This window comes from Pseudomonas sp. Tof1 (assembly GCF_055390395.1).
In genome coordinates this window covers 5282288-5308557 of record NZ_AP024344.1, presented here as the reverse complement: position 1 = coordinate 5308557, position 26270 = coordinate 5282288, and the positions used below count along the sequence as shown (strand labels likewise).

Genomic DNA, 26270 nt, shown 5'->3' with positions numbered 1-26270 from the left:
TCGCGGCAGGGGCGAACGCACGCTTGTGGGTTCGCCTAAGCTTTCCTTTCTGACCTCTTTGTGGAATCCCCATGCTCAATAATGATCGGCTGTTGGTGCAGATACTGCTCCTGGTGCTGTTTGGGGCCAGCCTGTGGGTGATGGCGCCGTTCTGGTCGGCGCTGTTCTGGGGCGCGGTGCTGGCCTTTGCCAGTTGGCCGCTGATGCTGTTGCTGACGCGCCTGCTGGGTGGGCGTGAGTCATTGGCCGCCGGCCTGCTGACCCTCGGTTGGACGGTGCTGGTGGCCGCGCCGCTGGTGTGGCTGGGGCTCAACCTGGCGGACCATGTGCGTGATGCGGTGAGCTTCGTCAAGGACGTGCAGGTCGATGGTCTGCCCGAGGCGCCGGCCTGGCTGGCGGGAGTGCCGATCGTCGGCGAGCGCCTGGTGGGCTTCTGGAACACCGTCGACCAGCAAGGAGCGGCCCTGATGGTGGCGGTCAAGCCCTACCTGGGGCAGGTCGGCAACTGGCTGCTGGCGCGCAGCGCGCAGATCGGTGGCGGGATTCTCGAACTGACCCTGAGCATCCTCTTCGTGTTCTTTTTCTATCGGGATGGCCCGCGGCTGGCGACGTTCGTGCTCAGCCTGCTGGAACGGCTGATCGGCGAGCGGGCCGGCTACTACCAGGAACTGGTGGCCGGCACCGTGCAGCGGGTGGTCAACGGGGTGATCGGCACGGCGGCCGCCCAGGCCGTGCTGGCGCTGATCGGTTTCCTGATCGCCGGAGTGCCCGGCGCGCTGGTGCTGGGGCTGGCCACCTTCCTGCTCAGCCTGATTCCCATGGGGCCGCCACTGATATGGATTCCGGCCACGGGCTGGCTGGTATGGAAGGGCGAGTACGGCATGGCGGTGTTCCTGGGCATCTGGGGCACGTTCATCGTCAGTGGCGTGGACAACGTGCTCAAGCCGTACCTGATCAGCCGTGGTGGCAACCTGCCGTTGGTGGTGGTGTTGCTGGGCGTCTTCGGCGGGTTGATCAGCTTCGGTTTCATCGGCCTGTTCATCGGACCGACCCTGCTGGCGGTGGCCTACAGCCTGTTGCTGGACTGGAGTGCGAGCCAGGGGCGGCGCGAAGAGAAGACCTGACATTCATGGCTGGGGGCTTCCGGGGTTGCCCGAGCCTCACGGGCCTCTTCGCGGGCAAGCCTCGTTCCTGCAGAGCTTGTGTCGCACACCTGTTCTGTGCACGACATAGGCTATGTACGAAATCGCTTGAAACTTGGTTATGCGGCGTTAAAAACCGGCTCGGAATGCTCATTGACAACCAGTCAAGTCGGGCGCGACCCCGGGCGTTCCTCGCCGGTTTTCGCCTTGCCTAACCTGCGTTTCAAACAATTTCGTACACAGCCTGAAACTCTGTAGGAGCGAGGCTTGCCCGCGAAGGCGGCGGTGAGATAGGCGCGGCACTTTCAGGCACCCCCGCATCTCCCATTACCGCAGGATCAGGCCGCTGCCGCAGTGCTGCTGGTCGCCGTCACGGTATTACGGTTCTGATACTGGGTGTTGAGGTTGACCAGCAACCGGCTGAGGGCCTCGGTGATATTGTCCTGGGCCGTCTGGGTGGTGGTGCGGGTGCCGCTGGCGTCGGCCAGGGCCTGGAGCAGCATGGCGCTGGCCGTGTTGCTGGTACTGGCCGTTGTGACGGCGCTGCTGGCGGTGTTGGTCGCACAGCTGTCGGTGGTGCCCTGCAGCGCGCTGGCCAGTTCAGCCTGGCTGATGCTGCCATCGCCATCGGTGTCCAACTGGCTGAACAGCTGGCTGCTCGACAGTTGCGCCGGCGGCGGAGGCGGGGCGAAGGCTGCGGCCAGTTCGTCGACGCTGAGGCTGCCGCTCGAATCCTTGTCCAGGGAGGAGAGCAGCGAAGAACTGTCGGCGTTGATGCCGGTATTGGTCAGGCCGGTATTCAGTTCGTCGTTGCTGACGGTACCGTCGTCATTGGTGTCGAGGGCTTTGAGCAGGGCATCGGCCAGCCTGGTGTCAGGTGCGCGATCGCCATGTTCCGGGCGCTTGAGTGCGGCCAGTTCGTCAACGCTGATACCGCCGCTGCCGTCGCTGTCGAGTGAGGTGAAATTCTGGCTCAGGTCAGTGAGCAGCTTGTTGTCGCCATCCTTCGACAGGGCGCTGTTCAGTTCGTCCTGGCTGATGGAACCGTCGCCGTTGGTATCGAGCTTGGCGAGCAGTTGCTTCTGGAATTGTTGCTGGCGTTGCGTGGCCGTCGTCGTGCTGTTGTAGCCGACGTAGCTCAGTAGACTGCTGACGCTACCGATCATGGTGCTCACTCCCTAAGTGTTGGCAAGGCCGGTGGCGGTGCACCGGCTCATGCAGGCTCCCAAGGACAGGTATCGAGGGTATGTGGGCTTTGTACCGGTGGGTACACAGAGCGATCAGGCGCGGGGCAGGGTGACCACGGCGGTCAGGCCGCCACCGGCGGTTTCCTCGAGGATCAAGTCACCGCCCAGGCGTTGCGCGGCTTCCCGGGCGATGGTCATGCCCAGGCCGACGCCACCGGAGTTGCGGTTGCGCGAACCTTCCAGACGATAGAACGGTTCGAACACCGCTTCGCGCTTGTCGGCGGCGATGCCGGGGCCGTGATCGATGACCCGGATGATCAACTGCCGCCGGCTGTCCTCCAGGGTGATCAGGGCGTCGCCGGCGTAGCGCAGGGCATTGTCCATCAGGTTGTTCAGGCAGGAGCGCAAGGCCATCGGCTGCACCAGCAGTGGCGCGCAATGACCGCTGGCTCGGACCTGGGCGCCCTGGTCCTGGGCGTTCTCGCACAGGGACTCGACCAGGGCCTGCACGTCCATCCACTGCATGGCTTCGCTGGTGCGTTGTTCGTGCAGGTAGCTGAGGGTGGCGTCGAGCATGCCGATCATGTCGTTCAGGTCCTGGCGCATCTGCGCCTGCAGCTTCACGTCATCGATCTGCTCCAGGCGCAGCTTGAGGCGTGACAGTGGCGTGCGCAGGTCGTGGGACACCGCACCGAGCATGCGGCCACGCTGCTGCACCTGCTCACGGATACGCTGTTGCATCAGGTTGAAGGTGGCGGCGGCCTGACGGGCTTCCTGCGGGCCGGTTTCATCCAGTGGCGGGCTGTTGAGGTCTTCGCTCAGGCGCTCGGCCGCCTCGCTCAGACGCTGGATCGGCCGTGAAAGCAGCTTGGCACCGTACCAGGCGGCAATCACCAGGGCCACGAGTTGAAAAGTCAAAGGCACCAGCGGGCCGCCAAACCACGGGCGCGGCGGGTGACGAAAATGCGATGGCGGCGGCCCGAGGCGCGGATCGAAGTTCTGCGCCATGTCCATTGGGGGCGGCGGCGGTGGCGGGCCGCCACCGTAATGATGGAACCAGAGAAAGGCCAGCAGGTGGGCCAGGACGATGGCCAGCAGCAACACGCCGAACAGGCGGCCGAACAGCGTGTTGAAGCGGGGGCGCATCAACCGATGTCTCGCGCGTCGAACAGGTAGCCTTCACCGCGTACGGTCTTGATCAGTTGGGGCGATTTCGGATCGTCGCCGAGCTTCTGCCGCAGCCGCGAGACCAGCAGGTCGATACTGCGGTCGAAGGCTTCGATCGAGCGACCCCGGGCGGCGTCGAGCAACTGCTCGCGACTCAGCACCCGCCGCGGACGTTCGATGAACACCCACAGCAGGCGGAACTCGGCATTGGACAGCGGCACCACCAGGCCATCGTCGGCGATCAGCTGGCGCAGCACGCTGTTCAGGCGCCAGTTGTCGAAACGGATATTGGCCCGCTGTTCGGTACGGTCGTCGCGCACGCGGCGCAGGATGGTCTGGATGCGCGCCACCAGTTCCCGCGGCTCGAACGGCTTGGCCATGTAGTCGTCGGCGCCCAGTTCCAGGCCGATGATGCGGTCGGTGGGTTCGCAGCGGGCGGTCAGCATCAGGATCGGGATGTCCGATTCGGAGCGTAGCCAGCGGCACAGCGACAGGCCGTCCTCGCCAGGCAGCATCAGGTCCAGGACCACCACATCGAAGGTTTCCAGTTGCATGGCCTGGCGCATCGCCGCGCCGTCGGTCACGCCGACCGCCTGGATACTGAAGCGGGCGAGATAGTCGATCAGCAGTTCACGGATCGGAATATCGTCGTCGACGATCAGCGCGCGGACATTCCAGCGTTTGTCATCGCCCGGCGATAGCGGTTTGTTGACATCGGCCAGAGAGGCGGGAGTGTTCTGCATGCGTGTGATTATCTGCCGGTAAAGCCGCGAAACGCCAAGCGCTGCGCGAGGTTGTTGCACGTCGGGAGTGCCCGGCCCGCAGGCGGGGTATCCATTTCAAGTGTAGCTGCGGCAGGAAGCTACAGGCGCCGCATGTTGACTGGTTGTCGGTTATGTAACGAGTTCGACACAAATCGGTGGGCACCCAAACCCCCTGCCGGCATCGGCGCCAGGTCAGCGGCCCGGGGATTCTAGGGCGTAACGCCTGTGTAAATTGACTCTTTACGCCTTCTTTACGTATCGACCCGGGCGTCGCTCTCGTTCCTTTACGGGCTTCCTTCCGACAATGCCTCCACACGCGGCGATCGCCGTATCACGGAGAAATCCCATGGGCATTCTGGACGGAGTGTCACTGCTGCTGGCGGTGGCGCTGTTCATCTATCTACTGGTTGCGCTGTTGGGCGCGGATCGGAACTAGGAGCGGCGGTTATGCATGGTTACGACTATTGGCTGATCCTGGCATTCCTGGCGCTGGTACTGCTGCCGGCGCCCGCACTGGGGCGGTTCTACTACAACGTCATGGAAGGCCGGCGCACCTGGCTGACTCCGCTTCTGGGGCCGGTGGAGCGGGTCTGCTATCGGCTGTCCGGGGTGGATGAAAAGACCGAGCAGAGCTGGCAGAAATACACCCTGGCGGTACTGGCCTTCAACTTCGCCGGTTTCGTGCTGCTGTTCGCCATCCTGCAACTGCAGCAGTACCTGCCGCTCAACCCGCAGAATCTGCCGGGCCAGGAGTGGACGCTGGCGTTCAACACCGCGGTCAGTTTCATGTCCAACACCAACTGGCAGAACTACAGCGGCGAGGCCTCCCTCAGCTACCTGAGCCAGATGGTCGGCCTGACCGTGCAGAACTTCGTCAGCGCCGCCACCGGCCTGGCCGTGCTGGTCGCGCTGTGCCGCGGCATCGCCCGGCGCTCGGCGTCGACCCTGGGCAACTTCTGGGTCGACATGACCCGCGCCACCCTCTACGGCCTGTTGCCGCTGTGCCTGCTGCTGGCGCTGTTCCTGGTCTGGCAGGGCGTGCCGCAGACCTTCGCCCACTACGTCAATGCCGTGACCCTGCAGGGCGCCGACCAGGTGATTCCGCTCGGCCCGGCCGCCAGCCAGATCGCCATCAAGCAGTTGGGCACCAACGGCGGTGGCTTCTTCGGCGTCAACTCGGCGCACCCGTTCGAGAACCCGACGGCCTGGAGCGACCTGTTCGAACTGGCGGCGATCATCCTGATTCCGGCAGCGCTGGTGTTCACCTTCGGGCACTACGTCAAGGACCTGCGCCAGAGCCGCGCGATCCTGGGCTGCATGCTGGCCCTGCTGCTGATCGGCGGTGCGGTCTCGCTGTATGCCGAGTACCAGCCGAACCCGACGCTGAACAATCCGGTGGTGGAACAGACCGCGCCGCTGGAAGGCAAGGAGACCCGCTTCGGCACCACCGGCAGCGTGCTCTGGGCCGTGACCACCACCGCCGCCTCCAACGGTTCGGTCAACGCCATGCATGACAGCCTCAACCCGCTGAGCGGCATGGTCGCGCTGGTCAACATGATGGTCGGCGAAGTGATCTTCGGCGGCGTCGGCGCGGGGCTCTACGGCATGTTGCTGAACGTGCTGATCGCAGTGTTCCTCGCCGGCCTGATGATCGGCCGGACCCCGGAATACCTGGGCAAGAAACTCCAGGCTCGGGAGGTGCAACTGCTGGTGGTGACTCTGCTGGTGATGCCGGTCGGCACCCTGGTGCTGGGGGCGATCGCCGCCAGTCTGCCCGGCCCGGCCGGAGCGGTCAGCAACCCCGGCGCCCACGGTTTCAGCCAGCTGCTGTACGCCTACACCTCGGCCAGTGCCAACAACGGTTCGGCGTTCGGTGGTTTCAGCGGCAACACCGCGTTCCACAACCTGATGCTGGGCCTGAGCATGCTGCTCGGCCGCTTCGGCTACATCCTGCCGGTACTGGCCCTGGCCGGCAGCCTGGCGATGAAGAAAACCGTACCGGTCGGCCAGAACAGTTTCCCGACCCACGGCCCGCTGTTCGTCACCCTGCTGACCGTGACCATCCTGCTGGTCGGTGGCCTGACGTTCCTGCCGACCCTGGCCCTGGGACCGATCGCGGATCACCTGAGCCTGGCTGTGACCGGATTGAAGAATTGAGGACCTGATGATGAACATGCCGCTTCCCGCAACAAAACCGGCTGTCGTCGAACAGCCCAGGACCACCGTCGCCGACCTGTGGCGGCCGGCGCTGGTGCAAGCCTTCGTCAAGCTCGATCCGCGCCAGTTGCAGCGGGCGCCGGTGATGCTGGTGGTGGAGCTGACGGCGGTGCTGACCACCGTCCTCTGCCTGGTCCCCAACAGCGCCGTACCGACCTTCGTCGCGGTGCAGATCGCCATCTGGCTGTGGTTCACCGTGCTCTTCGCCAACTTCGCCGAGGCCCTGGCCGAAGGCCGTGGCAAGGCCCGCGCCGACAGCCTCAAGGCCGGCAGCGAGGGCTTGAGCGCCCGGCGGCGCAAGGCCGACAACAGCTTCCAGGTGGTGCCCGCCAGCAGCCTGCGCAAGGGCGATGTGGTTCGGGTCGAAGCCGGCGAAATGATTCCCGGCGACGGCGAGGTGATCGAAGGTATCGCCGCGGTCAACGAGGCGGCGATCACCGGTGAGTCGGCGCCGGTGATCCGCGAGTCCGGCGGCGACCGTTCGGCGGTGACCGGCAACACTCGGCTGGTCTCCGACTGGTTGCTGGTGCGCATCACCAGCAACCCCGGCGAGTCGACCCTGGACCGCATGATCGCCCTGGTGGAAGGCGCCAAGCGGCAGAAGACGCCCAACGAAGTCGCGCTGGACATCCTGCTGATCGGCCTGACCCTGATCTTCCTGCTGGTAGTGGTGACCCTGCAGCCGTTCGCCCACTTCGCCGGTGGCAGCCTGCCGCTGGTGTTCCTGGTGGCGCTGCTGGTGACGCTGATCCCGACCACCATCGGCGGCCTGCTGTCGGCTATCGGTATCGCCGGGATGGATCGCCTGGTTCGCCTGAACGTGATCGCCAAATCCGGCCGTGCGGTGGAGGCCGCCGGCGATGTGCACGTGCTGCTGCTGGACAAGACCGGCACCATCACCTTCGGTAACCGCCGCTGCTCGGCGATCCACCCGGCGCCCGGCGTGCCGGTTCGTGAACTGGCCGAGGGGCCCTGCTGGCATCGCTGGCCGACGAGACCGCCGAAGGCAAGTCCATCGTCGAATACCTGCGTGACCTTTATCCACAGACGGAGCCGGCGGCTGCCGAGCTGACCGCGGTACCGTTCAGTGCCGAGACCCGGCTGTCGGGTGTCGACCATCAGGGCCGGGTGTATCGCAAGGGCGCGGTGGATTCGCTGCTGGCGTTCCTCGGCCAGAAGCGCGCCGACCTGCAGCCGGCGCTGTCCCGGGAGATCGACCGGATCGCCCAGAGTGGTGGCACGCCCCTGCTGGTCTGCGCCGAAGGCAAGCTGCTGGGGGCCATTCACCTCAAGGACGTGGTCAAGCCAGGCATCCGCGAGCGTTTTGCCGAACTGCGCAAGCTGGGTATCCGCACCGTCATGGTCACCGGCGACAACCCGCTGACGGCGGCGGCGATCGCTGCCGAGGCCGGCGTCGACGACGTGCTGGCCGAGGCCACGCCGGAGAAGAAACTGGCGCGGATCCGCCTTGAGCAGAACGATGGGCGCCTGGTCGCGATGTGCGGCGACGGTGCCAACGATGCCCCGGCGCTGGCCCAGGCCGACGTCGGCATGGCGATGAACGATGGTACCCAGGCGGCGCGGGAAGCGGCGAACATGGTCGACCTCGACAGCGATCCGACCAAGCTGCTGGATGTGGTGCAGATCGGCAAGGAATTGCTGGTGACCCGTGGTGCGCTGACCACTTTCTCGATCGCCAACGACGTGGCCAAGTACTTCGCGATCCTGCCGGCGCTGTTCGCGGCGATCTATCCACAGCTCGGGGTGCTCAACATCATGCAGTTGGCCAGTCCGCAGAGCGCGATCCTGTCGGCCATCGTCTTCAACGCCCTGATCATCGTCGTGCTGATCCCGCTGGCGCTGCGTGGCGTGCGGGTCCAGGCGGCGAGTGCCGCGCACCTGTTGCGGCGCAACCTGCTGATCTATGGCCTGGGCGGAATCCTGGTGCCGTTCGTGGGCATCAAGGCCATCGACCTGCTGTTGACCGCGCTGCACCTGGTGTAGCTCATGCAGCCCGCTCCATTGTGGGAGCGGGCTTGCCCACGCATCAGCACACCGGACCCATCACCGCATCACCCGAATCGAGGAACTGAACATGTCTAGCGTATGGCGCCCAGCCCTGAGCCTGTTGGCCCTGATGACCCTGATCACCGGCATCGCCTACCCCCTGGTGGTCACCGGCGTGGCCCAGGCCGTTTTCCCCGACCAGGCCAACGGCAGCCTGCTGGTCGATGCCGACGGCAAGGTCCGCGGCTCGTCGTTGATCGCCCAGGATTTCACCGGCGATGCCTGGTTTCACCCACGGCCGTCGGCCGGGGCCTTTGCCACGGTATCCAGTGGCGCGAGCAACCTGTCGCCGGGCAACCCGGCACTGGCGACACGGATTTTCGACGATGCGGCCAAGCAGGTCGTGCCCGGCCAGGGGCCGGTGCCGCTGGCGTTGCTGACCACTTCCGGCAGCGGCCTCGATCCGCACTTGCCACCGGCTGCGGTTCGCTATCAACTGGCACGGGTGGCGCAGGCGCGCAACCTGCCGGCGGCGACCGTGGAAAAACTGCTGGAAGCGCATATCGAGCAGCCGCTGATTGGCCCGCCGGTGGTCAATGTGCTTGCATTGAATGCGGCGCTGGCCGATATCTCGAAGTAAGCATGCTCCCAGGTAAAAGTGCGGTGATTCCTCTAGGAGCGTGGCTTGCCCGCGAACAGGCCCTCAAGGCCTGCTCAAATCCATGAAATCCCCGCATCGGGGCCAGTTCTATCAGTGGGAACCCAGTACATGAGTGATTCAGGCCGCGCCGACGCGCTGCTCGCCGAACTGCCCCGGACCGGTCGTGGCCGGCTCAAGGTGTTTCTCGGTGCCGCCCCGGGCGTGGGCAAGACCTATGCGATGCTGCAGGCGGCCCACACGCAACTGCGCCAGGGCGTGAAAGTACTGGCCGGCGTAGTGGAGACCCATGGTCGGGCGGAGACCGAGGCGCTGCTCTCGGGGTTGCCGCAACTGCCCCTGGTGCGGTCCGAGTACCGTGGCGTGCTGCTTGAGGAAATGGACCTCGACGGCCTGCTCAGGGCCCGGCCGAAACTGGTGCTGGTCGATGAGCTGGCCCACAGTAATGCACCCGGCAGCCGACATCTGAAACGCTGGCAGGATGTTCAGGAACTGCTGGCCGCCGGCATCGACGTGTTCACCACGGTCAACGTCCAGCACCTGGAAAGCCTCAACGACCAGGTACGCGGTATCACCGGCGTGCAGGTGCGCGAGACCCTGCCCGACTGGGTCCTGCAGGAGGCCGACGAACTGCTGCTGATCGACCTGCCGCCACGGGAACTGCTCGAGCGCCTGCGCGACGGCAAGGTCTACGTGCCGGAACAGGCGCGGGCGGCGATCGATGCATTCTTCACCCAGACCAACCTCACCGCCCTGCGCGAATTGGCGATGCAGACCGCTGCCGCGCAGGTCGACAATGACCTGACCCTTGGCTACCGCTCCCTCGGCCAGGATGCGCCGGCGATTCGCGGGCGCCTGCTGGTGGGCGTGGATGGCGATGCCCAGGCCGAGCGCCTGGTGCGCCATGCCAGCCGGGTGGCCCAGCGTCGGCACCTGCCCTGGAGCCTGGTCCATGTGGACAACGGCAGCAGCCGTGACGAACAGTCGCGACTGCGCCTGCAGAGCGCCCAGCAACTGGCCGAGCGACTGGGCGGCGAAGTGGTGCTGCTGCGGGCCGGCGAGGTGGCCAAGACCCTGATCCAGCACGCCGCCGAGCGTCGTGCCAGCCTGGTGCTGGTCGGCCAGTCGCGCCAACGCCTGCGTCGCCGGTTGTTCGGTGGCGGGCTGGCCGCGCGGCTGTTGCGCAATGCCCGCGGGCTGGAAATCAACGTCCTCGACAGCCAGGAGGAGCAACGTCAGCCCCGTGCCCGTGAACCCCATGCGGTCGTCTGGACCGACTACCTGCTGGCACTGCTGGCGACAGTATTGGCCAGCGCCCTGGCCTGGGGCGTGGCCAGTGTCCTGCCGTTGCCGAACATCTCCCTGGTGTTTCTGGCCGCAGTGCTGCTGGTGGCGGTGCGCAGCAGCCTGGGGCCGGCCCTGGCCTGTGCGGTGCTGTCATTCCTGACCTATGACTTCCTGTTCATTCCGCCGAACTTTTCCTTCGAGATCCAGCGCGAAGAGGATGTGCTGACGCTGCTGTTCTTCCTGATGATGGCGGCGCTGACCGGCAACCTGGCCGCTCGCCAGCGCCGGCAGTTGCAGGCCCTGCGCGATACCCAGGAGGAAACCAGCGAACTGCTCGACCTGTCGCGCAAGCTGACCGCCGCCACCGACCGCCAGGCGGTGATCAGTGCGGCTTCGCAGCACCTCAGCGGTTGGGAAGAGCTGGAGCTGTGCCTGTTCAACCGTGACGGCCAGGGTGGCTGGAAGATCGAGAGCGGTGGCGCATTGAGCTTTTCCGAGGCCGAGCGCGCCGCCGCCGATTGGGCCTGGCAGCACGACCAGCCGGCCGGGATGGGCACCGGTACCTTGCCGTTCGGGCGCTGGTGGTGGTGGCCGTTGTCGGTGGAGGACGGCCCGCTGGCGCTGCTCGGCGTGCGTCCCCGCGAGGGCCAGTCATTGACCGGCCAGCGCCGTCGCCTGTTGACCGCGCTGAGCCAGCCACTGGCCCAGGCCCTGGCGCGGGCACGCTTGGCCGACGATCTGGAGGCGGCGCGTCTGCATGGGGAAACCGAGCAATTGCGCAGCGCCTTGCTGGCCTCGGTGTCCCATGACCTGCGCACGCCCTTGACCTCGATGCGTGGCAGTATCGACAGCCTGCTGGCCCTGGGCGAGGCGATCCCGCTGGCCGACCGTGTGGAGTTGCTGGAGGGCACCCGCGACGAGGCCGAGCGGCTTGACCGCTATATCCAGAACCTGCTGGATATGACCCGCCTGGGCCACGGCGCGCTGAAACTGGCGCGGGACTGGGTGGCGCCAGCGGATATCGTCGGCAGCGCGCTGAACCGGCTGCGAGCGGTACTGGCACCGTTGCAGGTCAGCACCCAGGTACCGGATGAACTGCCCTTGCTCTACGTGCATGCGGCGTTGATCGAGCAGGCCCTGGTCAACGTCATGGAAAACGCCGCGCGATTTTCTCCTGCCCATGGCCGTCTGCAGATCCGCGCCGGCACCGCCGAGGGTGAACTGTTCTTCGCGGTCAGCGACGAGGGCCCGGGGATTCCCGAAGAAGAGCGCAGCAAGATCTTCGACATGTTCTACACCGCTGCCCGCGGCGATCGCGGCGGGCAGGGCACGGGGCTGGGGCTGGCGATCTGCCAGGGCATGGTCGGTGCCCATGGTGGGCATATCGCCGTGGCGGAGGGCATCGACGGGCACGGTACCTGTATCACCCTGTTCCTGCCCCTGCAGGAGCAACCGGGACTTGAAAGTGAAGCCTGATATGCTTCGGCCATTTCTCAGCCAGATGCCGCAATCATGAGCCAGATATCGACCATCCTGGTCATCGACGATGAACCGCAGATTCGCAAGTTCCTGCGTATCAGCCTGGCGTCCCAGGGGTACAAGGTACTGGAGGCGGGTACCGGCGCCGAGGGCCTGGCCCAGGCGGCGCTGAACAAGCCCGACCTGCTGGTGCTCGACCTCGGCTTGCCGGACATGGACGGCCAGCAGGTGCTGCGCGAGTTTCGCGAGTGGTCCGCGGCGCCGGTGCTGGTGCTGTCGGTGCGCGCCAGCGAGGCGCAGAAGGTCCAGGCCCTCGACGGTGGTGCCAACGACTATGTGACCAAGCCCTTCGGCATCCAGGAGTTCCTGGCGCGGATCCGTGCGCTGTTGCGCCAGGTACCGGCGGGCGAGGTCCAGGAGGCGGCCTTGAGGTTCGGCCCGCTGACCGTCGACCTGGCGTATCGCCGGGTGTCGCTGGACGGGGCGGAAGTGGCGTTGACGCGCAAGGAGTATGCGGTGCTGGCCCAACTGGCACGGCATCCCGGGCGCGTCATCACCCAGCAGCAACTGCTCAAGGACATCTGGGGCCCCACCCACACCGAGGACAGCCACTACCTGCGGATCGTGGTCGGGCACCTGCGCCAGAAACTGGCGGACGACCCGACACGGCCACGTTTCATCGTCACCGAGGCCGGCGTCGGCTATCGCCTGCTCGATAACCAGGCCTGAGACACGATCCATCCACTACTGTGGAAGCTGCGTGGTCCCTCGGTCTCAGCGCCGTTCCTCCTCGTAGCGATCCAGCGTATCGCGGGCGATCTCGCGGCCCAGGGCAATCAGCTCCGGCGCCTTGTAGAACTCGAAGAACCGGCACACGCGCTTGGGCACGTTGATCAGGATATCCGGCGGGTATCCGGCGATCTTGTACTGCGCCAGCGACGTCTGCATCACTTCGAAACTCTGGTTGATCAGGTCCAGCAAGGACGCCGGGCCGACGTTGTCGACGATGAACGAACCCGTCGCCGACTTCGGCGCACCAGCGACCTCGGGGGCCGCTGCCGGTTGCTGGGCCTCGGGATCGGCGGGGTCGAGCCAGGCATTGCTGAGGTCCGCCGAATCCGCGGCGAGGGTCTGCTGTTCCAGGCGCAGCAGTTCCTCGGCCTGCTTGCGCCGGAACGGCAGGCGCGAGCCCATGGAGCTGAGCAGGGCGTTGAAGCGGCTCTTGAAGGCCGGCGGACGCTGGATCACCGGCAACTGATACTGCTTCTGATTGGTGGCGTTGAGGTTGACGGCGATGATCAGGTCGCAGTGGCTGGAGACCACCGGCACGATCGGCAACGGATTGAGCAGGCCGCCATCGACCAGCATGCGGTTGCCCTGCATGACCGGGGTGAACAGGCTTGGGATGGCCGCCGAGGCGCGCATGGCCTGGTGCAGGCAACCTTCCTGGAACCAGATTTCCTGCTGGTTGGTCAGGTCGGCGGCGACCGCCGTATAGGGGATGCGCAGGTCTTCGATATCGATTTCACCGACGATCTTGCGGATCTGGCCGAAGACCTTTTCGCCGCGGATCGCCCCCAGCCGGAAACTGACGTCGACCAGGCGCAGGACGTCGAGATAGTCCAGGCTCTCGATCCAGTTGCGATACTCGTCGAGCTTGCCGGCGGCGTAGATTCCGCCGACCACCGCGCCCATCGAGCAACCGGCGATACAGGCGATCTCATAGCCGCGCCGTTCGATCTCCTCGATCACCCCGATATGCGCGTACCCCCGGGCCCCACCCGAGCCCAGTACCAATGCGACACGTTTTTTCATCATGCACTCCTTCCGGCCGGTGACTCACAATGCACCCAAGGCGGGCTGAGGTACAATCGCCGAGCTGTTCGAAAGGCCGGATGGCTTGCGTTCATGTGGATTGGCTAAGCTTGTGGAACGGGGCAAGGCACTTTTTGCCTGGCGCACCGTCATAAGCTGCACGACTGTTTTTTCTCTGAGGTGTCATCGATGAAAGCCTGGATCTGTGTGCCATTGATTGCATTGGCGTTGGCTGGTTGCGCGGGCAAGACCGCCTATCGCGAAACCTGTGGTACCCAGCTGGATGCCGCCTGGCGTGAACTGGACCTGGCCAAGGCCGAAGGCTTTGCCGGAACCGTGAGCTATTCCAAGGCGCTCTCGTTGCTGACCGGGGCCAAGACCCAGCAGCAGTTCGAGGCCTATGAGGGCTGCTCGGCCAAGGCCGAGAAAGCGCGTTTCTACATCCGCGAGTCGCGCGCCGGTCGTTGAACGCAGTGGCGAGGCGGGATGCCTGATCTTGCAGGAGCGCTTCTCCCTGGCGAAGCTGAAGGACAACTTCCCGTGGGAGTCGGATTTATTCGCGAAGAACGATAACGAGGTCTTGCTGAAAGACGCGTTGCCCTCTTCGCGGATAAATCCGGCTCCCACGGGGTTCCTGCGATAATATCTCCGGCGTTTCCCTCGTTTGGATGTCTGCCTATGCGCAGTAAGCTGGAAGCCTGCCTGCAGGCCGTCAACCAGGTGGTATTGGGCAAGGATGCGCAGGTCCGTCTGGCCCTGACCTGTCTTCTGGCCGACGGCCATCTGCTGATCGAGGATCTGCCCGGCATGGGCAAGACCACGCTCAGTCATACCCTGGCCAAGGTCCTTGGCCTGAGTTTTCAACGTATCCAGTTCACTTCCGACCTGCTGCCCAGCGATATTCTCGGCACCTCGGTGTTCGACAGGGATAGCGGCGCTTTCGTCTTCCATCCCGGGCCGATCTTCGCCGAGCTGGTGCTGGCCGATGAAATCAATCGCGCCACGCCCAAGAGCCAGAGCGCCCTGCTCGAAGCCATGGAGGAAGGCCAGGTGACCATCGAGGGCGCCACCCGGCCGTTGCCATCGCCGTTTTTCGTCATCGCCACGCAGAACCCCACCAGCCAGGGCGGCACCTTTGCCTTGCCCGAGTCGCAGCTCGATCGTTTCCTGATGCGCGTGTCCCTCGGTTATCCGGCCCGGGCGGCGGAAAAGGCGCTGTTGCAGGGCACCTCACGGCGGGACCTGCTGCCGCGGCTGCAACCGATCCTCAGCCATGGCGAACTGGCCGTGTTGCAGCAGGAGGTCAAGCAGGTCCGCGCCAGCGATGCGTTGGTGGACTATGTGCTGCGCCTGGTCGGTGCGACCCGCAGTGAAGCGCAATTCGCCTGGGGCCTGTCGCCGCGGGCGAGCCTGGCGATCCTTGCCGCTGCCCGGGCCTGGGCGTTGCTGGCCGGGCGGGACTACGTGATTCCAGAAGACGTGCAGGCGGTGTTGCCGGCGGTGATCGGCCATCGCCTGCGCGAGCGTGCCGACCCGGCCGGGCTGGGTGGTGGCGCCCTGGTGCAGTGGCTGTTGCGCGAGGTGCCGGCGCTTTGATGAGCCGGCTGCGCACGGCGTGGCGGGCCTGGCTGGCCCGGCGCCTGCCGCCGTCGGCGCGGGTGGAGCTGACCCAGCGACGGATCTTCATCCTGCCCAACCGTACCGGTGGGGTGTTTGCCGCCTTGCTGCTGCTGATCCTGCTGGTGGCGATCAATTATCAGAACAGCCTCGCCTATGGCTTGTGCTTCCTGCTGTTGTCGCTGTTCGTCGTGGCGATCCTGCATACCTATCGCAACCTGCGGGGGCTGGTGCTGAGCGCCGGGGTCGGGCCGGCGGTGTTCGTCGGTGAGCAGGCGCGTTTCGTGGTCCGCCTGGAAAGCGCCGGCAAGAGCCACCAGGCGGTCCATCTCGGCTGGTCGGCCCGGACGACCCAGGCGACCGATGTCCGCCGGCGGGTTTCAGCGAGCTGGAACTGACCCGGCCGACCGTGGCGCGCGGCTGGCTGGCAGCCCCGCGGATCGGTGTGCGCAGCAGCTTCCCCCTGGGTATCCTGCGTGCCTGGAGCTGGGTCGACCTGGGGCAGCGGGTGCTGGTTTATCCACAGCCGCTGGAAGGTGAGCTGCCGGTCCTGGCCAGCCTGCCGGAGGATGAGCGGGAGGAGGGCGCGCGGGCCCACGGGCACGGCGTCGATGACTACCAGGGGCTCAAGCCCTACCAGCCCGGCGACTCCTGGCGTCGCTTGCACTGGAAGGCCTACTCCCGTGGACAAGGGCTGCTGATCAAGGATTTCGCCCGCCTCGAGGGTCGGGAACATTGCCTGGATTTCCTCGCCCTGGGCGGCGATGTCGAGCAGCGCCTGTCGCGTCTGTGCTATTGGGTGCTGGAGTTGACCCGTCGCCAGCAGCCGTTCGCCTTGCAGTTGCCCGGTCGACGCCTGGCCACCGACAGCGGTGCGGCCCATTGCGAAGCGTGCCTGCGCGCCCTGGCGCTGTTCGGGCAAGAGGCATGAGTCACGTGACGACGATTTCCCGGGCCAGCCTGGTCTGGCTGTTGGTGGCCCAGGCCCTGGTCATGGTGCCGTTCTGGTTCCACGTGCCGTTGTGGATGGTCGCCTTCTGGCTCGGTTGCAGCTTCTGGCGTATCCAGGTGTATCGCATGCGCGCGGCCTTTCCCGGGCGGCTGCTGGAACTGCTGTTGCTGCTGTTCACCATCGCCGGAATCTGGCTTTCGCGCAGCAGCCTGATCGGCCTGGACGCCGGCGCGGTGCTGCTGGTGGCGATGTTCATCCTCAAGCTGGTGGAAACCCGCACCCACCGCGATGCGCTGGTGCTGATATTTCTCGGCCTGTTCTGCGTGGCGGTGGCCTATCTGTTCGAGGACAGCCTGCCGTGGGCGGCCTACAGCCTGCTGCCGATCGGGGCCCTGCTGGCGGCCCTGATCGGCTTGCAGCAGGGACCCGGCACCCGGCCGGCGGCGACCTTGAAACTGGCCGCGACCCTGTTGGCGCAGGCCGTGCCGCTGATGCTGCTGTTGTTCCTGTTCTTCCCGCGGATCGCACCGCTATGGTCGTTGCCGTTGCCGAGCGACAAGGGCCTGAGCGGGCTGTCCGAAAACATGTCGCCGGCCGATGTCGCCGAACTCGGGCGCTCCGCCGACCTGGCGTTTCGTGCCAGTTTCGACGGCCCGCTGCCGCCGCGACGGGCGTTGTACTGGCGTGCCTTGACCCTGGAGCAGTTCGACGGCCGCCGCTGGAGCCAGTCGCCGGGCATCGCCTCGAGCCCGGCGCCGAAATGGCAGGCCAGCGGTGAGCCCTGGCGCTACAGCATCCTCCTGCAACCGAGCGGCAAGCCCTGGCTGCCGACGCTGGATGTCGCCAGCAGTGATCTGGGCGATGTGCGCCAACTGGCGGACTATCGCCTGCAACGTCAGCGCCCGGTGCAACAGGCGCTGCTGTACCGGGCCAGTTCCTGGCCGCAGGTGTCACGCGACCCGCAGCTCGACGAACGGGCCCGCCGTCGCGCCCTGCAACTGCCGGCCCAGGGCGACCCGCGAACCCGCCAATGGGCGACCGAACTGCGGCGCACCTATCCACAGCCCGACGCGCTGGTGGCGGCGCTGCTCGGGCATTTTCACGACGAACCCTATCACTACACCCTCAGGCCGCCGACCCTGGGGCCCGACAGTATCGACGGCTTCTTGTTCGACAGCCGCCAGGGCTTCTGCGCGCACTTCGCCGGCGCCATGACCTATGTGCTGCGCGCGGCGGGCATTCCGGCGCGGGTGGTGGCCGGCTATCAGGGAGGCGAGTTGAATCCGGCCGGCCACTTTCTGACCGTGCGCCAGTACGACGCCCATGCCTGGGTCGAGTACTGGCAGACCGGGCAGGGCTGGCGCAGTGTCGACCCGACCTACGTGGTGGCGCCGCAGCGCATCGACCAGGGCATGGAGCAGGCCCTGGCGGCCGATGAGGGCGCGCCGGGGGCTTTGGCGTTCTCGCCGTTGCGGTACCGTCAGTTGAGCTGGCTCAACGAGTTGCGCCTGGGCTGGGATAACCTCAATTACGCCTGGCAACGCTGGGTCCTGGGCTATCAGGGCGAGCAGCAGTTGCAGATACTCGGGCGCTGGTTCGGCGACCTGGCCGGGGTGATGCTGCCGATCGGCCTGGTGCTGATCCTGGCATTGCTGTCGTTATGGCTGCTGCGCCCCTGGCAGGCGAAGGCCGATCCGCAACTGCGCGCGTTCATGACCTTTGAACGACTGCTGCGCCGCCGTGGCCTGGTCCGTGAGCCGGGCGAGGGACCGTTGGCATTCGTCGAGCGCGCCGCCGTACAGTTGCCGCTGCAGGCGCCGGACATCCGTCGCTTTGGCGAGTTGTTCGTCAGCCAGCGCTATGCTGAAGAAACCCCGTCGATGGATGTATTGCAACAGGCGTTGCAGGCATTACGTCGCAGTCTTTGAAGTTCGATTTGGGAGGAAATGTCGATGTCGGCCCTGGTGGATCGTTTGGTGGCTCAGGTGTTGAACCTGCACGTGCGGTTGTTGGCCTGTCATGCGCGGGTCGATGCGCTGACCGATGACGAGGGCCTGCATGACCTGCGCATCGCCGTGCGCCGCCTGCGCGGCCTGCTGCGGCCATTGCGCGGATTGCCGGGTGTCGAGCAACTGGAGCAGGCGGCAGCCGAAGTGGGGCGCTCGACCACGCCGATCCGCGACCGCGAGGTGCTGGCGGCCTATCTGCACCGCCAGGGCCAGCATGCCGCGGCCACGCGGCGCACCGCGCAACTGTCCCAGGACTACTGGGCCGTGGCGCGCAGCAATGAACTGCGGCACCTGCTCGATGTACTCGATGCCTTCCCGCGTTTCCTCCGTGCCGCGGAGCGTCAGGGCCTGCTCAAGGGCTTGCGCAAGCGCATCGAGAAGCGCCTGGCCAAGCAGTGGCAGGCCCTGGACGAGGCCTTGCACGCACCGGGGCACGACCGCCATCGCCTGCGTCTGCTGATCAAGCGGGTGCGTTACGCCGCCGAAGCCTACCCGGAACTGGACCGGCTGCCGGCACCGGCATTGCGGCGGCTCAAGGCGGCCCAGGAAGCCCTGGGCGACTGGCATGACTGTTGGCAATGGTTGCTCCAGGCCCAGACCCAGGAGGACCTGCAACCCTGCGTCAAGGGTTGGCGCCATACCATGGCTCGCGCCGAAGGCAAGTCGGACCGCATGCTGGAGAAACTGAGCAGCAGCTGTTTCCCCTGAGATGACGACCTGTATGGCGGGTCATTTGGCTGGAATGGACGCTTTACCTCGCGAAGAGGCTGGTTAAGATTCACTTCCATGATGCAAGTAGGGTGGCCTGTGTGGTTCATTCGCTTGCTCAACTTCGGTCCAGGGCTGCGTTGCCATTCTCGCCGTAGCGTGACTACGAGGGGTCATGGCGTCTTGCCAGGCAACCCCCAGGGCTCGAATTTGGGTAGGCGAACCAATCTTGTGGGCCACTGGCTTGCAGCGGGTTTCAGGGAATTCTTGTCCAGCCGAGGTGTGCATGCGCTTTTCCGATTTGCTCGAAGGGGTTCGTCGCGACCCCCAGGCTCTTGTCATTCCGGCCGAATGGGGCCAGGGGCGCGCCTCGTTCGGCGGCCTGGTGGTCGCGCTCCAGTACGAAGCCATGCGCGCCCGGGTGCCGGCTGATCGCCCCGTCCGTTCGCTGGCGGTGACCTTTGTCGGTCCGGTCGAGCCAGGGGTGCCGGTCAGTTTCGAGGTCGAGGTGCTGCGCGAAGGCAAGGCGGTCAGCCAGGTGCTCGGGCGGGCGCTGCAGAACGGTCAGGTGGTGACTCTGGTGCAGGGCAGCTTCGGTGCCTCCCGGGAGTCGGTGGTGGCGATGGCGGCCGAGCCGGCGCCGGACATGAAGCACTGGGACCAGTGCCAGGAACTGCCGTACGTCAAGGGCGTGACGCCGGAGTTCATGCAGCACCTGGCGATGCGCTGGGCGGTTGGCGGCTTTCCGTTCACCGGCAACACTTCGCGGGAGATGGGCGGCTGGGTGCGCCTGCGCGGTGATGTCGAGCAGGAGCCACTGAGCGAGGCGCACCTGCTGGCCCTGGTGGATGCCTGGCCGCCGGCGCTGTTGCCGCAGCTGAAGAAGCTGGCGGCGGGCAGTACCCTGACCTGGACCATCGAGTTCGTGCAACCGCTGCTGGAGCTCGACACCCTGGACTGGTGCAAGTACCTGGCGGTGATCGAGCATGCCCGCGATGGCTACGGGCATGTGGCGGCAGCGCTGTGGAGCCCGGATGACCGGCTGATCGCTCTTAGCCGACAGACCGTCACGGTATTCGGCTGACTGGCGCTGTGTGTGGGAGCCGAGGTACTTATTTTGGGATAGGAATCCCCCAAGGGTTGGATGGGTGTCCAACTTCTTGGGGGCAGTCCGGGACCGTGTGCTCCTACAGGAGCGTTGTGCTTTCGGCGTCCGGTTACTAGGCTTCGAGCGTCTGCCGCTTGCGCTGCACTGCGCTGGCCGCGACCAGGCCGATCACGCCGATGGCGACGTTGGTCAGGTCCTGGGTGAACACTCCGCTGGCCAGCAGCAGGAAGGCCAGGGCAAACAGGATCACCGAGAGCAGCTGCAGGCCTTCGCGGGTGCCATCGTTCGAGTGTTGCGGCGCAACGCGCCATTGCCAGGCGGGAAGGTTGGGATGACGTTTGCCCATGGTTATGCCCCTTGGTTCGTGGATTCGATGGACCAAGAATAAGCCGGGCAAACCTCGGCGACGAATCAACTGTTGCTATCGCACCTATAGCTTGAGCTGGCCAATAGCCCTGTTCAGTTCACCGGCCAGGGTCGCCAGTTCATTGCTGGTGCTGGCCGAGTCCACGGTCTGTTGCACGGTGTTTTCGGTGACATCCCGGATGCTCACCACGGCCCGGTTCATCTCCTCGGCGACCTGACTCTGCTGCTCGGCGGCCACGGCGATCTGGGTATTGCTCTCGCGCATCTGCGCGACCGCGCCGGTGATTTCGGCCAGGGCGGCCCCGGCCTCCTGGGCCTGCTGTACGCAGTCGTCGGCCTTGAACGAGCTTTCCTGCATGAAATCCACGGCATCGCGGGTGCCGGACTGCAGGGCCGAGACCATGGTGGTGATTTCATCGGTGGAGGTCTGCACACGCTTGGCCAGGTTGCGCACCTCGTCGGCGACCACCGCGAAACCCCGGCCCATTTCACCGGCCCGGGCGGCTTCGATCGCCGCGTTCAGGGCGAGCAGGTTGGTCTGCTCGGCGATGCTGTGGATCACACTGACCACGCCGTTGATCTTCTGGCTGTCCTCGGCCAGGCGCTGGATCATCTCGGCGGTCTGCTGTACGCCGCTGGACAGGCCGGCGATCGACTGCTGGACACGGCTGACCACTTCCTGGCCGCTGCCGGCCAGGGTGTCGGCGGTCTTCGACAGGTCGCGGGTGGCGCCGGCATGCTGGGCGATGTGATAGACCGTCGCGGTCATCTCGTTGATGGCAGTGGCGGCCTGGTCGGTTTCGCTCTGCTGGCCGAGCATGCCGTGCTGCACATCGTTCATGCTCGAGGCCAGGCGCGCCGCGCCGACATCCAACTGCGCGGCGGTGCGGGCGACGGTGCCGACCACGCGCTGGTAGCCGGCCTGCATGGCGTTGAAGGCGCTGGCCATCTGGCCGACTTCATCCTTGCACGCCAGCGGCACGCGGGCGGACAGGTCGCCGGTCTTTTCCACGTGCAGCATCACGTCCTTGAGGGTGTTGAGCTGGCTGAGCAGGAAACGGATCAGCAACTGCGAGGCGCAGAGCATCGCCAGCATCAGGATGAACACGGCCACGGCGTATTGGGTGAAGCGCTCGCCGAACACCTGCGCCAGGCTCGGCGCGTAGGCGAGTACGGCCACCCGCTGGGTGCCATGGCTGACCACTTCGGCACCGAGCAAAGGGTTGTCGCCGAACAGCGGCATGTAGTCGTAGCCGACCCAGCCCTGGGCGTCGCTCAGGCGTGGCAGCATCTGGCCGTTGAGGCTGGGCGTCTGGCCGCTCTGGAACACCAGCAACTGGTCGTTCTGCGGCAGGGGCTGGCCGGCGGGCCAGCTGGCCAGCAGCCGCGCCTCGGCCTGGGCGGCGGCGCGCGCGGCGTCGGTGCGGGCCTGCTGCTCCAACTGTACCGCGTACAGCACCAGCAACAGGGTGGTGACGAAGGCCACTGCGTTGACGGCCCAGAATTTGTATTTCAGCGAGATATTGCTAAGCCAGGCACCCATGGAAGGTCTTCTCTGATTGAGCGGAAACAGTATTGGCAAGGTGCCATCATTGTGTCCCGCGCAAAGTGAAGACGTGTTGATATGGGTCAAGCAATCGGCGGCAGGCCAAAGAACGCCCGGGCGCAGGCGCTGCTGTGGGCGGCCAGGTCGGCCTCGGTTTCGCCGCGGTGCAGGGCCACTTCACGCAGGACTTCGGTGAGGAATGCCGGTTCGTTGCGTCCGTTCTTCGGCTTGGGCCGCAGGCTGCGGGGCAGCAGGTAGGGCGCATCGCTCTCCAGCATCAGGCGGCCACGGGGAATTTCCCGTACCAGCGGGTGCAGGTGGGTGCCGCGGCGTTCGTCGCAGATCCAGCCGGTGATGCCGATGTGCAGGTCCAGGTCCAGATAGCTGAACAGCGCCCGCTGTTCGCCGGTGAAGCAGTGCACCACGGCGGCCGGCAGGCGGTCGCGGTAGTCGCGCAGGATCTGCAGCAGGCGCGGGTTGGCATCGCGTTCGTGGAGGAACACCGGCAGTTGCAGTTCCACCGCCAGGGCCAGGTGTTCCTCGAGGACTTTTTTCTGTTGTGGGCGTGGCGAGAAATCGCGGTTGAAATCCAGCCCGCATTCACCGACCGCGCAGACGTTGGCTTCCCTGAGCAGGGTTTTCAGACGAGCGGCACTGTCGGCATTCCAGTCGCTGGCGGAGTGGGGGTGGATACCGGCCGTGGCGAACAGCTGGCGACCGCTCTCATCCAGCGTCCGGCATAGCTCCAGGGCCTGCTCGCTGCCCTCGATGCTGGTGCCGGTGACGACCAGTTGGCAGACCCCGGCGGCCTGTGCGCGGTCGAGTATTTCCCGGTGTTTTCCGGAAAAAGCCGAGTTGGTCAGGTTGACGCCGATATCGATGAGTTGCATGGTTCGTCCTCAGGCCGCAGGCCACAAAGCATATCAGAGCTGTAGATTTATAATAAAAACCAAGAACTACAACGAGTTATGACTGTCTTTTAAGGCCGCAAGCGAGCAGTGCCAGCCTTCAGGCCGCTGCCGTACCCGTCTTGCGCACCTTGATTCGCGTTCACAGAGACGCTCGGTTCCAACGACCCGTACCAGGCCATGGGGCTTGCGGCGGGACAGTATTCTTTGCGGAGAACGGATGAAGCGACCCTCGCTGTTGCTCCTGCTGTGCCTGTTCCTGCTGCCGTTGCCGGCGGTAGCGCGGCTGGCTGGGCCATTGGAAATCGGCCATCCGGGCAAGGTCCGCGACCTGGCGGAAATCCGCGGCAGCCGTGTCCTGCGGGTGCTGGTCAACCAGAGTCGCAACAGCTCGGGAGAAATCCAGGGCGAGGCGATCGGGGTCGAGTACCACCGGCTGCGGGCCTTCGAGCAGTACCTGAACGGGCATGCCCGGGACAATCAGGAAATCACCCTCAAGCTCATCCCCAAGGCCAAGGACCAGTTGCTCGGCGCACTGCAGCGGGGTGAAGGCGACCTGGTCGCGCCGGGCGAACTGCTCGAGGCGCAAGCCGGGCATGCGGTCAGCGCCAGCGAGCCGATCGGCAACCCGGTGCCGCTGCTGCTGGTGGGGCTCAAGGGGAAAAGCGCATTACCCGGGTCGAACAGCTTTCCGGACGCACGCTGACCCTAGCCACCGGCAGCGCCGCCGCCGATGCGGTGAACCAGATCAACCAGAAGCTGGCCCTGCACAAGCTGGCGCCGGTGAAGGTCGAGTGGGTCGACCCGAGCCTGGCGGTGGAGGACGTGCTGGAAATGGTCCAGGGCGGGATCTTTCACCTGACCGTCGTCGAGCAGCCGATTGCCGAGCGCTGGGCCAGGATCATGCCCAAGCTGCGCTTCGACCGGCAGGTGCTGGTCGGCGAGCCGGGACAGATGCGCTGGTTCGTGCGGCGTGACGCGTCGATGTTGCTGGCCAGCATCGATCGTTTTTTCAAGACCTATAAATCGCCCTCCGACCAGGATGCGGCCTTCCTGCGCATCTATCGGCGCCTGTACCAGGTGCATTACCCGCTGGCCCGCGATGACCGGCAGAAGCTGGAGAAGCTGCGGCCGGTGCTGCAGCGGCATGCCCAGGCCCAGGGTATTGACTGGCTGAACCTGGCGGCGCTGGCGTTCAAGGAGTCGGCGCTGGACCCCAACGCCCGTGGCGCGAGCGGTGCCACCGGGTTGTTGCAGATCACCCCGTCGGCGGCCCAGCGGGTCGGGGTGGGCAATATCCAGAATGTCGATAACAACGTGCAGGCCGCAGCCCGCTACCTGGCGATGATCCGCCGCAAGTTCTTCGCCAGCCCCAAGCTCAACGAACGCGAACGCATGGCTTTTGTCCTGGCCGCCTACAACATGGGCCCCGAGCGGGTCCAGGGCATGCGCACCGAGGCGCGGCGGCGCGGCCTGAATCCCAACCAGTGGTTTTTCCAGGTTGAACGGGTGGCGATGGAGCAGGTAGGAATGGCTCCGGTCAACTATGTTAATAGTGTGAACAAGTATTACCTGGCGTTCGATCGGGAGCGCGGTTCCCTGGAAAGGGATTCTCTGGAACACAACGGAAGGAAGATTGCCTCACGGAAATGATCGAATAGTTCGATTGTTATGTCAGGTTTTTTGCGCTTTTTTCATTTTAAAAACTGATTAGTATGGCGCCCATCAACTCGACATTTGAATTAAGGATTCAACCATGAGCACTCTGACCCAACGCGTTCTGAACACCCGTGCCGGCTACGGCCTCACCATCCTGCGGATTCTGGTGGGGATCATCTTCGCCGCCCACGGCGCGCAAAAACTCTTCGGCCTGTTCGGTGGCTATGGCCTGGCGGGTACCGCACAGTGGATGGAAAGCATCGGCCTGGCACCGGGCCACCTGATGGCGCTGCTGGCTGGCGGCACCGAGTTCTTCGGCGGCCTGGCGCTGATCATCGGCCTGCTGGCACGTCCTGCGGCGTTGGGCCTGACCTTCACCCTGGTGGTGGCGATCCTCTCGGTGCACATCCACAACGGCCTGTTCATGAGCAACAACGGCTACGAGTTCGCCCTGGCGCTGCTGGGTGGCACCCTCGCCGTGCTGATCGAAGGCGCCGGCAAGGCCTCGGTCGATGGCATCATCAACCGCTGATATCCCCCGATGATCACCAAAGGCCCGCACTTGCGGGCCTTTTTCGTTGTCATGCTTTTACGGGACACCGTCCGGCGCGATTCTTGACAGTGCCCCCCGCGCTTCTCTAGGATGCTTTGCATGCGCCGATTTAAACAGCTACTTGCGGGGCGCCAGGGGAGTCCACAGCACTCCGCCAGAGGCCTGGTCCAGGCTTCGAAATACCGCTAAAGCGCTGGTTCGGTGTTGCCTCACACCTGCCCGGCAGATCGTTGAGGCGGAGACACGCACGTTGAACAATCCACGCCCTGTTGTACGTCTGGTGCCGATCACGGCCAACCTTCCCGAACGCAACCCGAAAATTCTCCTGTGCGGCCAGAATCAGCCGACGCTGCTGCGTTGCCTGGACGGCTGGCCGCGTCGCAAGGGACGGGCTTCGGCGTTCCTGATCCAGTTTGCCGAAGATGGCGATTCGCTGGAGCGCTTTGCCAGCGACAGTTTCGACATGGCGGTGATCCAGTCGCCGAGTGCGGAGCGGGCCGAGGCGGTGATTCGGCAGTTGACGCGGGTGGCGCGGCAGGGGCTGATCACCCGGCGGTGAGTCTTTAAGGGATTTGGGTGAGGCCCTTCGCGGAAGTATCCGCGAAGTGGGCGCCGCGAATCAGGGATAGTCGATTGCCGTGATGTACACCAGTTGCTCGCCCGTCGGGGTCATCACCCGCACTTCGGCATCCAGCGTCTTGCCGATCAGGGCACGGGCCAGGGGTGAGTCGATGCTGATCAGGTTCAGCTTCAGGTCCAGTTCGTCCGGGCCGACGATGCGGTAGCGCGACTCCTTGCCTTCCTCGTTCTCGATGGTGACCCAGGCGCCGAAATAGACCTTGTTCGGATCGCTTGGGCGTTCGCCGACCACCTTGAGGTTTTCCAGGCGCTTGGTCAGGAAGCGCACGCGGCTGTCGATCTCGCGCAGCATTTTCTTGCCATAGGTGTATTCGGCGTTTTCCGAACGATCGCCCTGGGCGGCCGCCTCGCTGACCGCTTGCGTGACCTGCGGCCGGCGCACGTGCCACAGTTCATGCAGTTCGGCGCGCATGCGGGCCTCGCCCTCGGGGTGATCAGGGCGGTGCCGGCGGTGCGGGGAGGGCGATAACGGCTCATCGTCA

Annotated in this window: 20 protein-coding genes and 4 pseudogenes; 16 read left to right on the top strand and 8 right to left on the bottom strand. The window is 65.4% G+C overall.

Translation table 11 applies throughout. The features are described from left to right. Positions 1-71: 71 nt before the first annotated feature. On the top strand, positions 72-1124 hold the full coding sequence (locus ACZ5KU_RS23765) for an AI-2E family transporter (RefSeq protein ID WP_464736369.1): 1053 nt from the start codon (positions 72-74) through the stop codon (positions 1122-1124). A 356-nt stretch (positions 1125-1480) separates the two neighbouring features. Here the strand turns inward: ACZ5KU_RS23765 and xopAW are convergent, their stop codons facing one another. The 3 genes from xopAW to ACZ5KU_RS23750 form a co-directional block, all read right to left on the bottom strand. Beyond that, complete coding sequence (gene xopAW / locus ACZ5KU_RS23760) at positions 1481-2308, bottom strand: XopAW family type III secretion system calcium-binding effector (RefSeq protein ID WP_464736368.1); 828 nt, start codon at positions 2306-2308, stop codon at positions 1481-1483. A gap of 114 nt (positions 2309-2422) precedes the next feature. After that, a complete protein-coding gene (locus ACZ5KU_RS23755) occupies positions 2423-3475 on the bottom strand; it encodes a sensor histidine kinase (protein WP_054058187.1) in 1053 nt (350 codons plus the stop codon). Further along, the gene (locus ACZ5KU_RS23750; protein ID WP_054058188.1) at positions 3475-4239 is read right to left on the bottom strand and encodes a response regulator; all 765 of its coding nucleotides are present in this window, start codon (positions 4237-4239) and stop codon (positions 3475-3477) included. Before ACZ5KU_RS23750 ends, ACZ5KU_RS23755 begins: the two co-directional genes overlap by 1 nt. 367 nt (positions 4240-4606) lie before the next feature. Here ACZ5KU_RS23750 and kdpF point away from each other — a divergent pair, with 367 nt between their 5' ends. The 6 genes and pseudogenes from kdpF (at position 4607) to ACZ5KU_RS23720 (ending at position 12637) form a co-directional block, all read left to right on the top strand. Further along, positions 4607-4696, top strand: coding sequence for a K(+)-transporting ATPase subunit F (gene kdpF, locus ACZ5KU_RS23745; protein ID WP_464736367.1), 90 nt, complete (start codon positions 4607-4609; stop codon positions 4694-4696). Between the two features lie 11 nt (positions 4697-4707). After that, positions 4708-6417 (top strand): potassium-transporting ATPase subunit KdpA, encoded by a 1710-nt coding sequence (gene kdpA, locus ACZ5KU_RS23740; RefSeq protein WP_464736366.1) that lies wholly within the window; start codon positions 4708-4710, stop codon positions 6415-6417. A gap of 16 nt (positions 6418-6433) precedes the next feature. Then, positions 6434-8481: pseudogene (kdpB, locus tag ACZ5KU_RS23735) on the top strand (potassium-transporting ATPase subunit KdpB). A 91-nt stretch (positions 8482-8572) separates the two neighbouring features. Beyond that, positions 8573-9124, top strand: a complete 552-nt coding sequence (kdpC, locus tag ACZ5KU_RS23730) for a potassium-transporting ATPase subunit KdpC (protein WP_054058190.1) — start codon at positions 8573-8575, stop codon at positions 9122-9124. 129 nt (positions 9125-9253) lie between these two features. Continuing rightward, positions 9254-11905: a DUF4118 domain-containing protein gene (locus ACZ5KU_RS23725; protein ID WP_464736365.1), complete on the top strand. Its 2652-nt coding sequence runs from the start codon at positions 9254-9256 to the stop codon at positions 11903-11905. Between the two features lie 36 nt (positions 11906-11941). Then, entirely contained in the window at positions 11942-12637 is a 696-nt protein-coding gene (locus ACZ5KU_RS23720) for a response regulator (protein ID WP_054061486.1), read from the top strand. Positions 12638-12682: 45 nt separating this feature from the next. Here the strand turns inward: ACZ5KU_RS23720 and ACZ5KU_RS23715 are convergent, their stop codons facing one another. Next, entirely contained in the window at positions 12683-13723 is a 1041-nt protein-coding gene (locus ACZ5KU_RS23715) for a patatin-like phospholipase family protein (protein ID WP_054061485.1), read from the bottom strand. 189 nt (positions 13724-13912) lie between these two features. On the opposite strand from ACZ5KU_RS23715, the gene ACZ5KU_RS23710 reads away from it, so the two are divergent. From ACZ5KU_RS23710 to ACZ5KU_RS23685, 6 genes and pseudogenes are all read left to right on the top strand, one after another. Next, complete coding sequence (locus ACZ5KU_RS23710) at positions 13913-14191, top strand: hypothetical protein (protein ID WP_017902690.1); 279 nt, start codon at positions 13913-13915, stop codon at positions 14189-14191. Positions 14192-14401: 210 nt separating this feature from the next. Continuing rightward, on the top strand, positions 14402-15319 hold the full coding sequence (locus ACZ5KU_RS23705; RefSeq protein ID WP_054063056.1) for an AAA family ATPase: 918 nt from the start codon (positions 14402-14404) through the stop codon (positions 15317-15319). Next, positions 15316-16271, top strand: a pseudogene (locus ACZ5KU_RS23700) (DUF58 domain-containing protein). Before ACZ5KU_RS23705 ends, ACZ5KU_RS23700 begins: the two are co-directional and overlap by 4 nt. Next, complete coding sequence (locus ACZ5KU_RS23695; RefSeq protein ID WP_464736364.1) at positions 16268-18220, top strand: transglutaminase TgpA family protein; 1953 nt, start codon at positions 16268-16270, stop codon at positions 18218-18220. The pseudogene ACZ5KU_RS23700 and the gene ACZ5KU_RS23695 overlap by 4 nt, the downstream one beginning before the upstream one ends. 24 nt (positions 18221-18244) lie before the next feature. Continuing rightward, positions 18245-19009, top strand: a complete 765-nt coding sequence (locus ACZ5KU_RS23690) for a CHAD domain-containing protein (RefSeq protein WP_464736363.1) — start codon at positions 18245-18247, stop codon at positions 19007-19009. A 286-nt stretch (positions 19010-19295) separates the two neighbouring features. Further along, positions 19296-20093 (top strand): acyl-CoA thioesterase, encoded by a 798-nt coding sequence (locus tag ACZ5KU_RS23685; RefSeq protein ID WP_464736362.1) that lies wholly within the window; start codon positions 19296-19298, stop codon positions 20091-20093. A gap of 136 nt (positions 20094-20229) precedes the next feature. Here ACZ5KU_RS23685 and ACZ5KU_RS23680 read toward each other — a convergent pair whose 3' ends face one another. The 3 genes from ACZ5KU_RS23680 to ACZ5KU_RS23670 form a co-directional block, all read right to left on the bottom strand. Then, positions 20230-20463: a hypothetical protein gene (locus tag ACZ5KU_RS23680; protein ID WP_054061531.1), complete on the bottom strand. Its 234-nt coding sequence runs from the start codon at positions 20461-20463 to the stop codon at positions 20230-20232. An 84-nt stretch (positions 20464-20547) separates the two neighbouring features. Beyond that, complete coding sequence (locus ACZ5KU_RS23675) at positions 20548-22026, bottom strand: methyl-accepting chemotaxis protein (RefSeq protein ID WP_054063051.1); 1479 nt, start codon at positions 22024-22026, stop codon at positions 20548-20550. Between the two features lie 86 nt (positions 22027-22112). Next, a complete protein-coding gene (locus ACZ5KU_RS23670; protein WP_464736361.1) occupies positions 22113-22919 on the bottom strand; it encodes a TatD family hydrolase in 807 nt (268 codons plus the stop codon). 238 nt (positions 22920-23157) lie between these two features. Here ACZ5KU_RS23670 and ACZ5KU_RS23665 point away from each other — a divergent pair. From ACZ5KU_RS23665 to ACZ5KU_RS23655, 3 genes and pseudogenes are all read left to right on the top strand, one after another. Then, positions 23158-24590 (top strand): annotated as a pseudogene (locus ACZ5KU_RS23665) (MltF family protein). Positions 24591-24693: 103 nt separating this feature from the next. Next, entirely contained in the window at positions 24694-25128 is a 435-nt protein-coding gene (locus ACZ5KU_RS23660) for a DoxX family protein (RefSeq protein WP_416770114.1), read from the top strand. Positions 25129-25399: 271 nt separating this feature from the next. After that, a complete protein-coding gene (locus ACZ5KU_RS23655; RefSeq protein WP_054060667.1) occupies positions 25400-25708 on the top strand; it encodes a hypothetical protein in 309 nt (102 codons plus the stop codon). Between the two features lie 60 nt (positions 25709-25768). On the opposite strand, the pseudogene greB reads toward ACZ5KU_RS23655, so the two are convergent. Continuing rightward, positions 25769-26265: pseudogene (gene greB / locus ACZ5KU_RS23650) on the bottom strand (transcription elongation factor GreB). Positions 26266-26270: the final 5 nt, after the last annotated feature.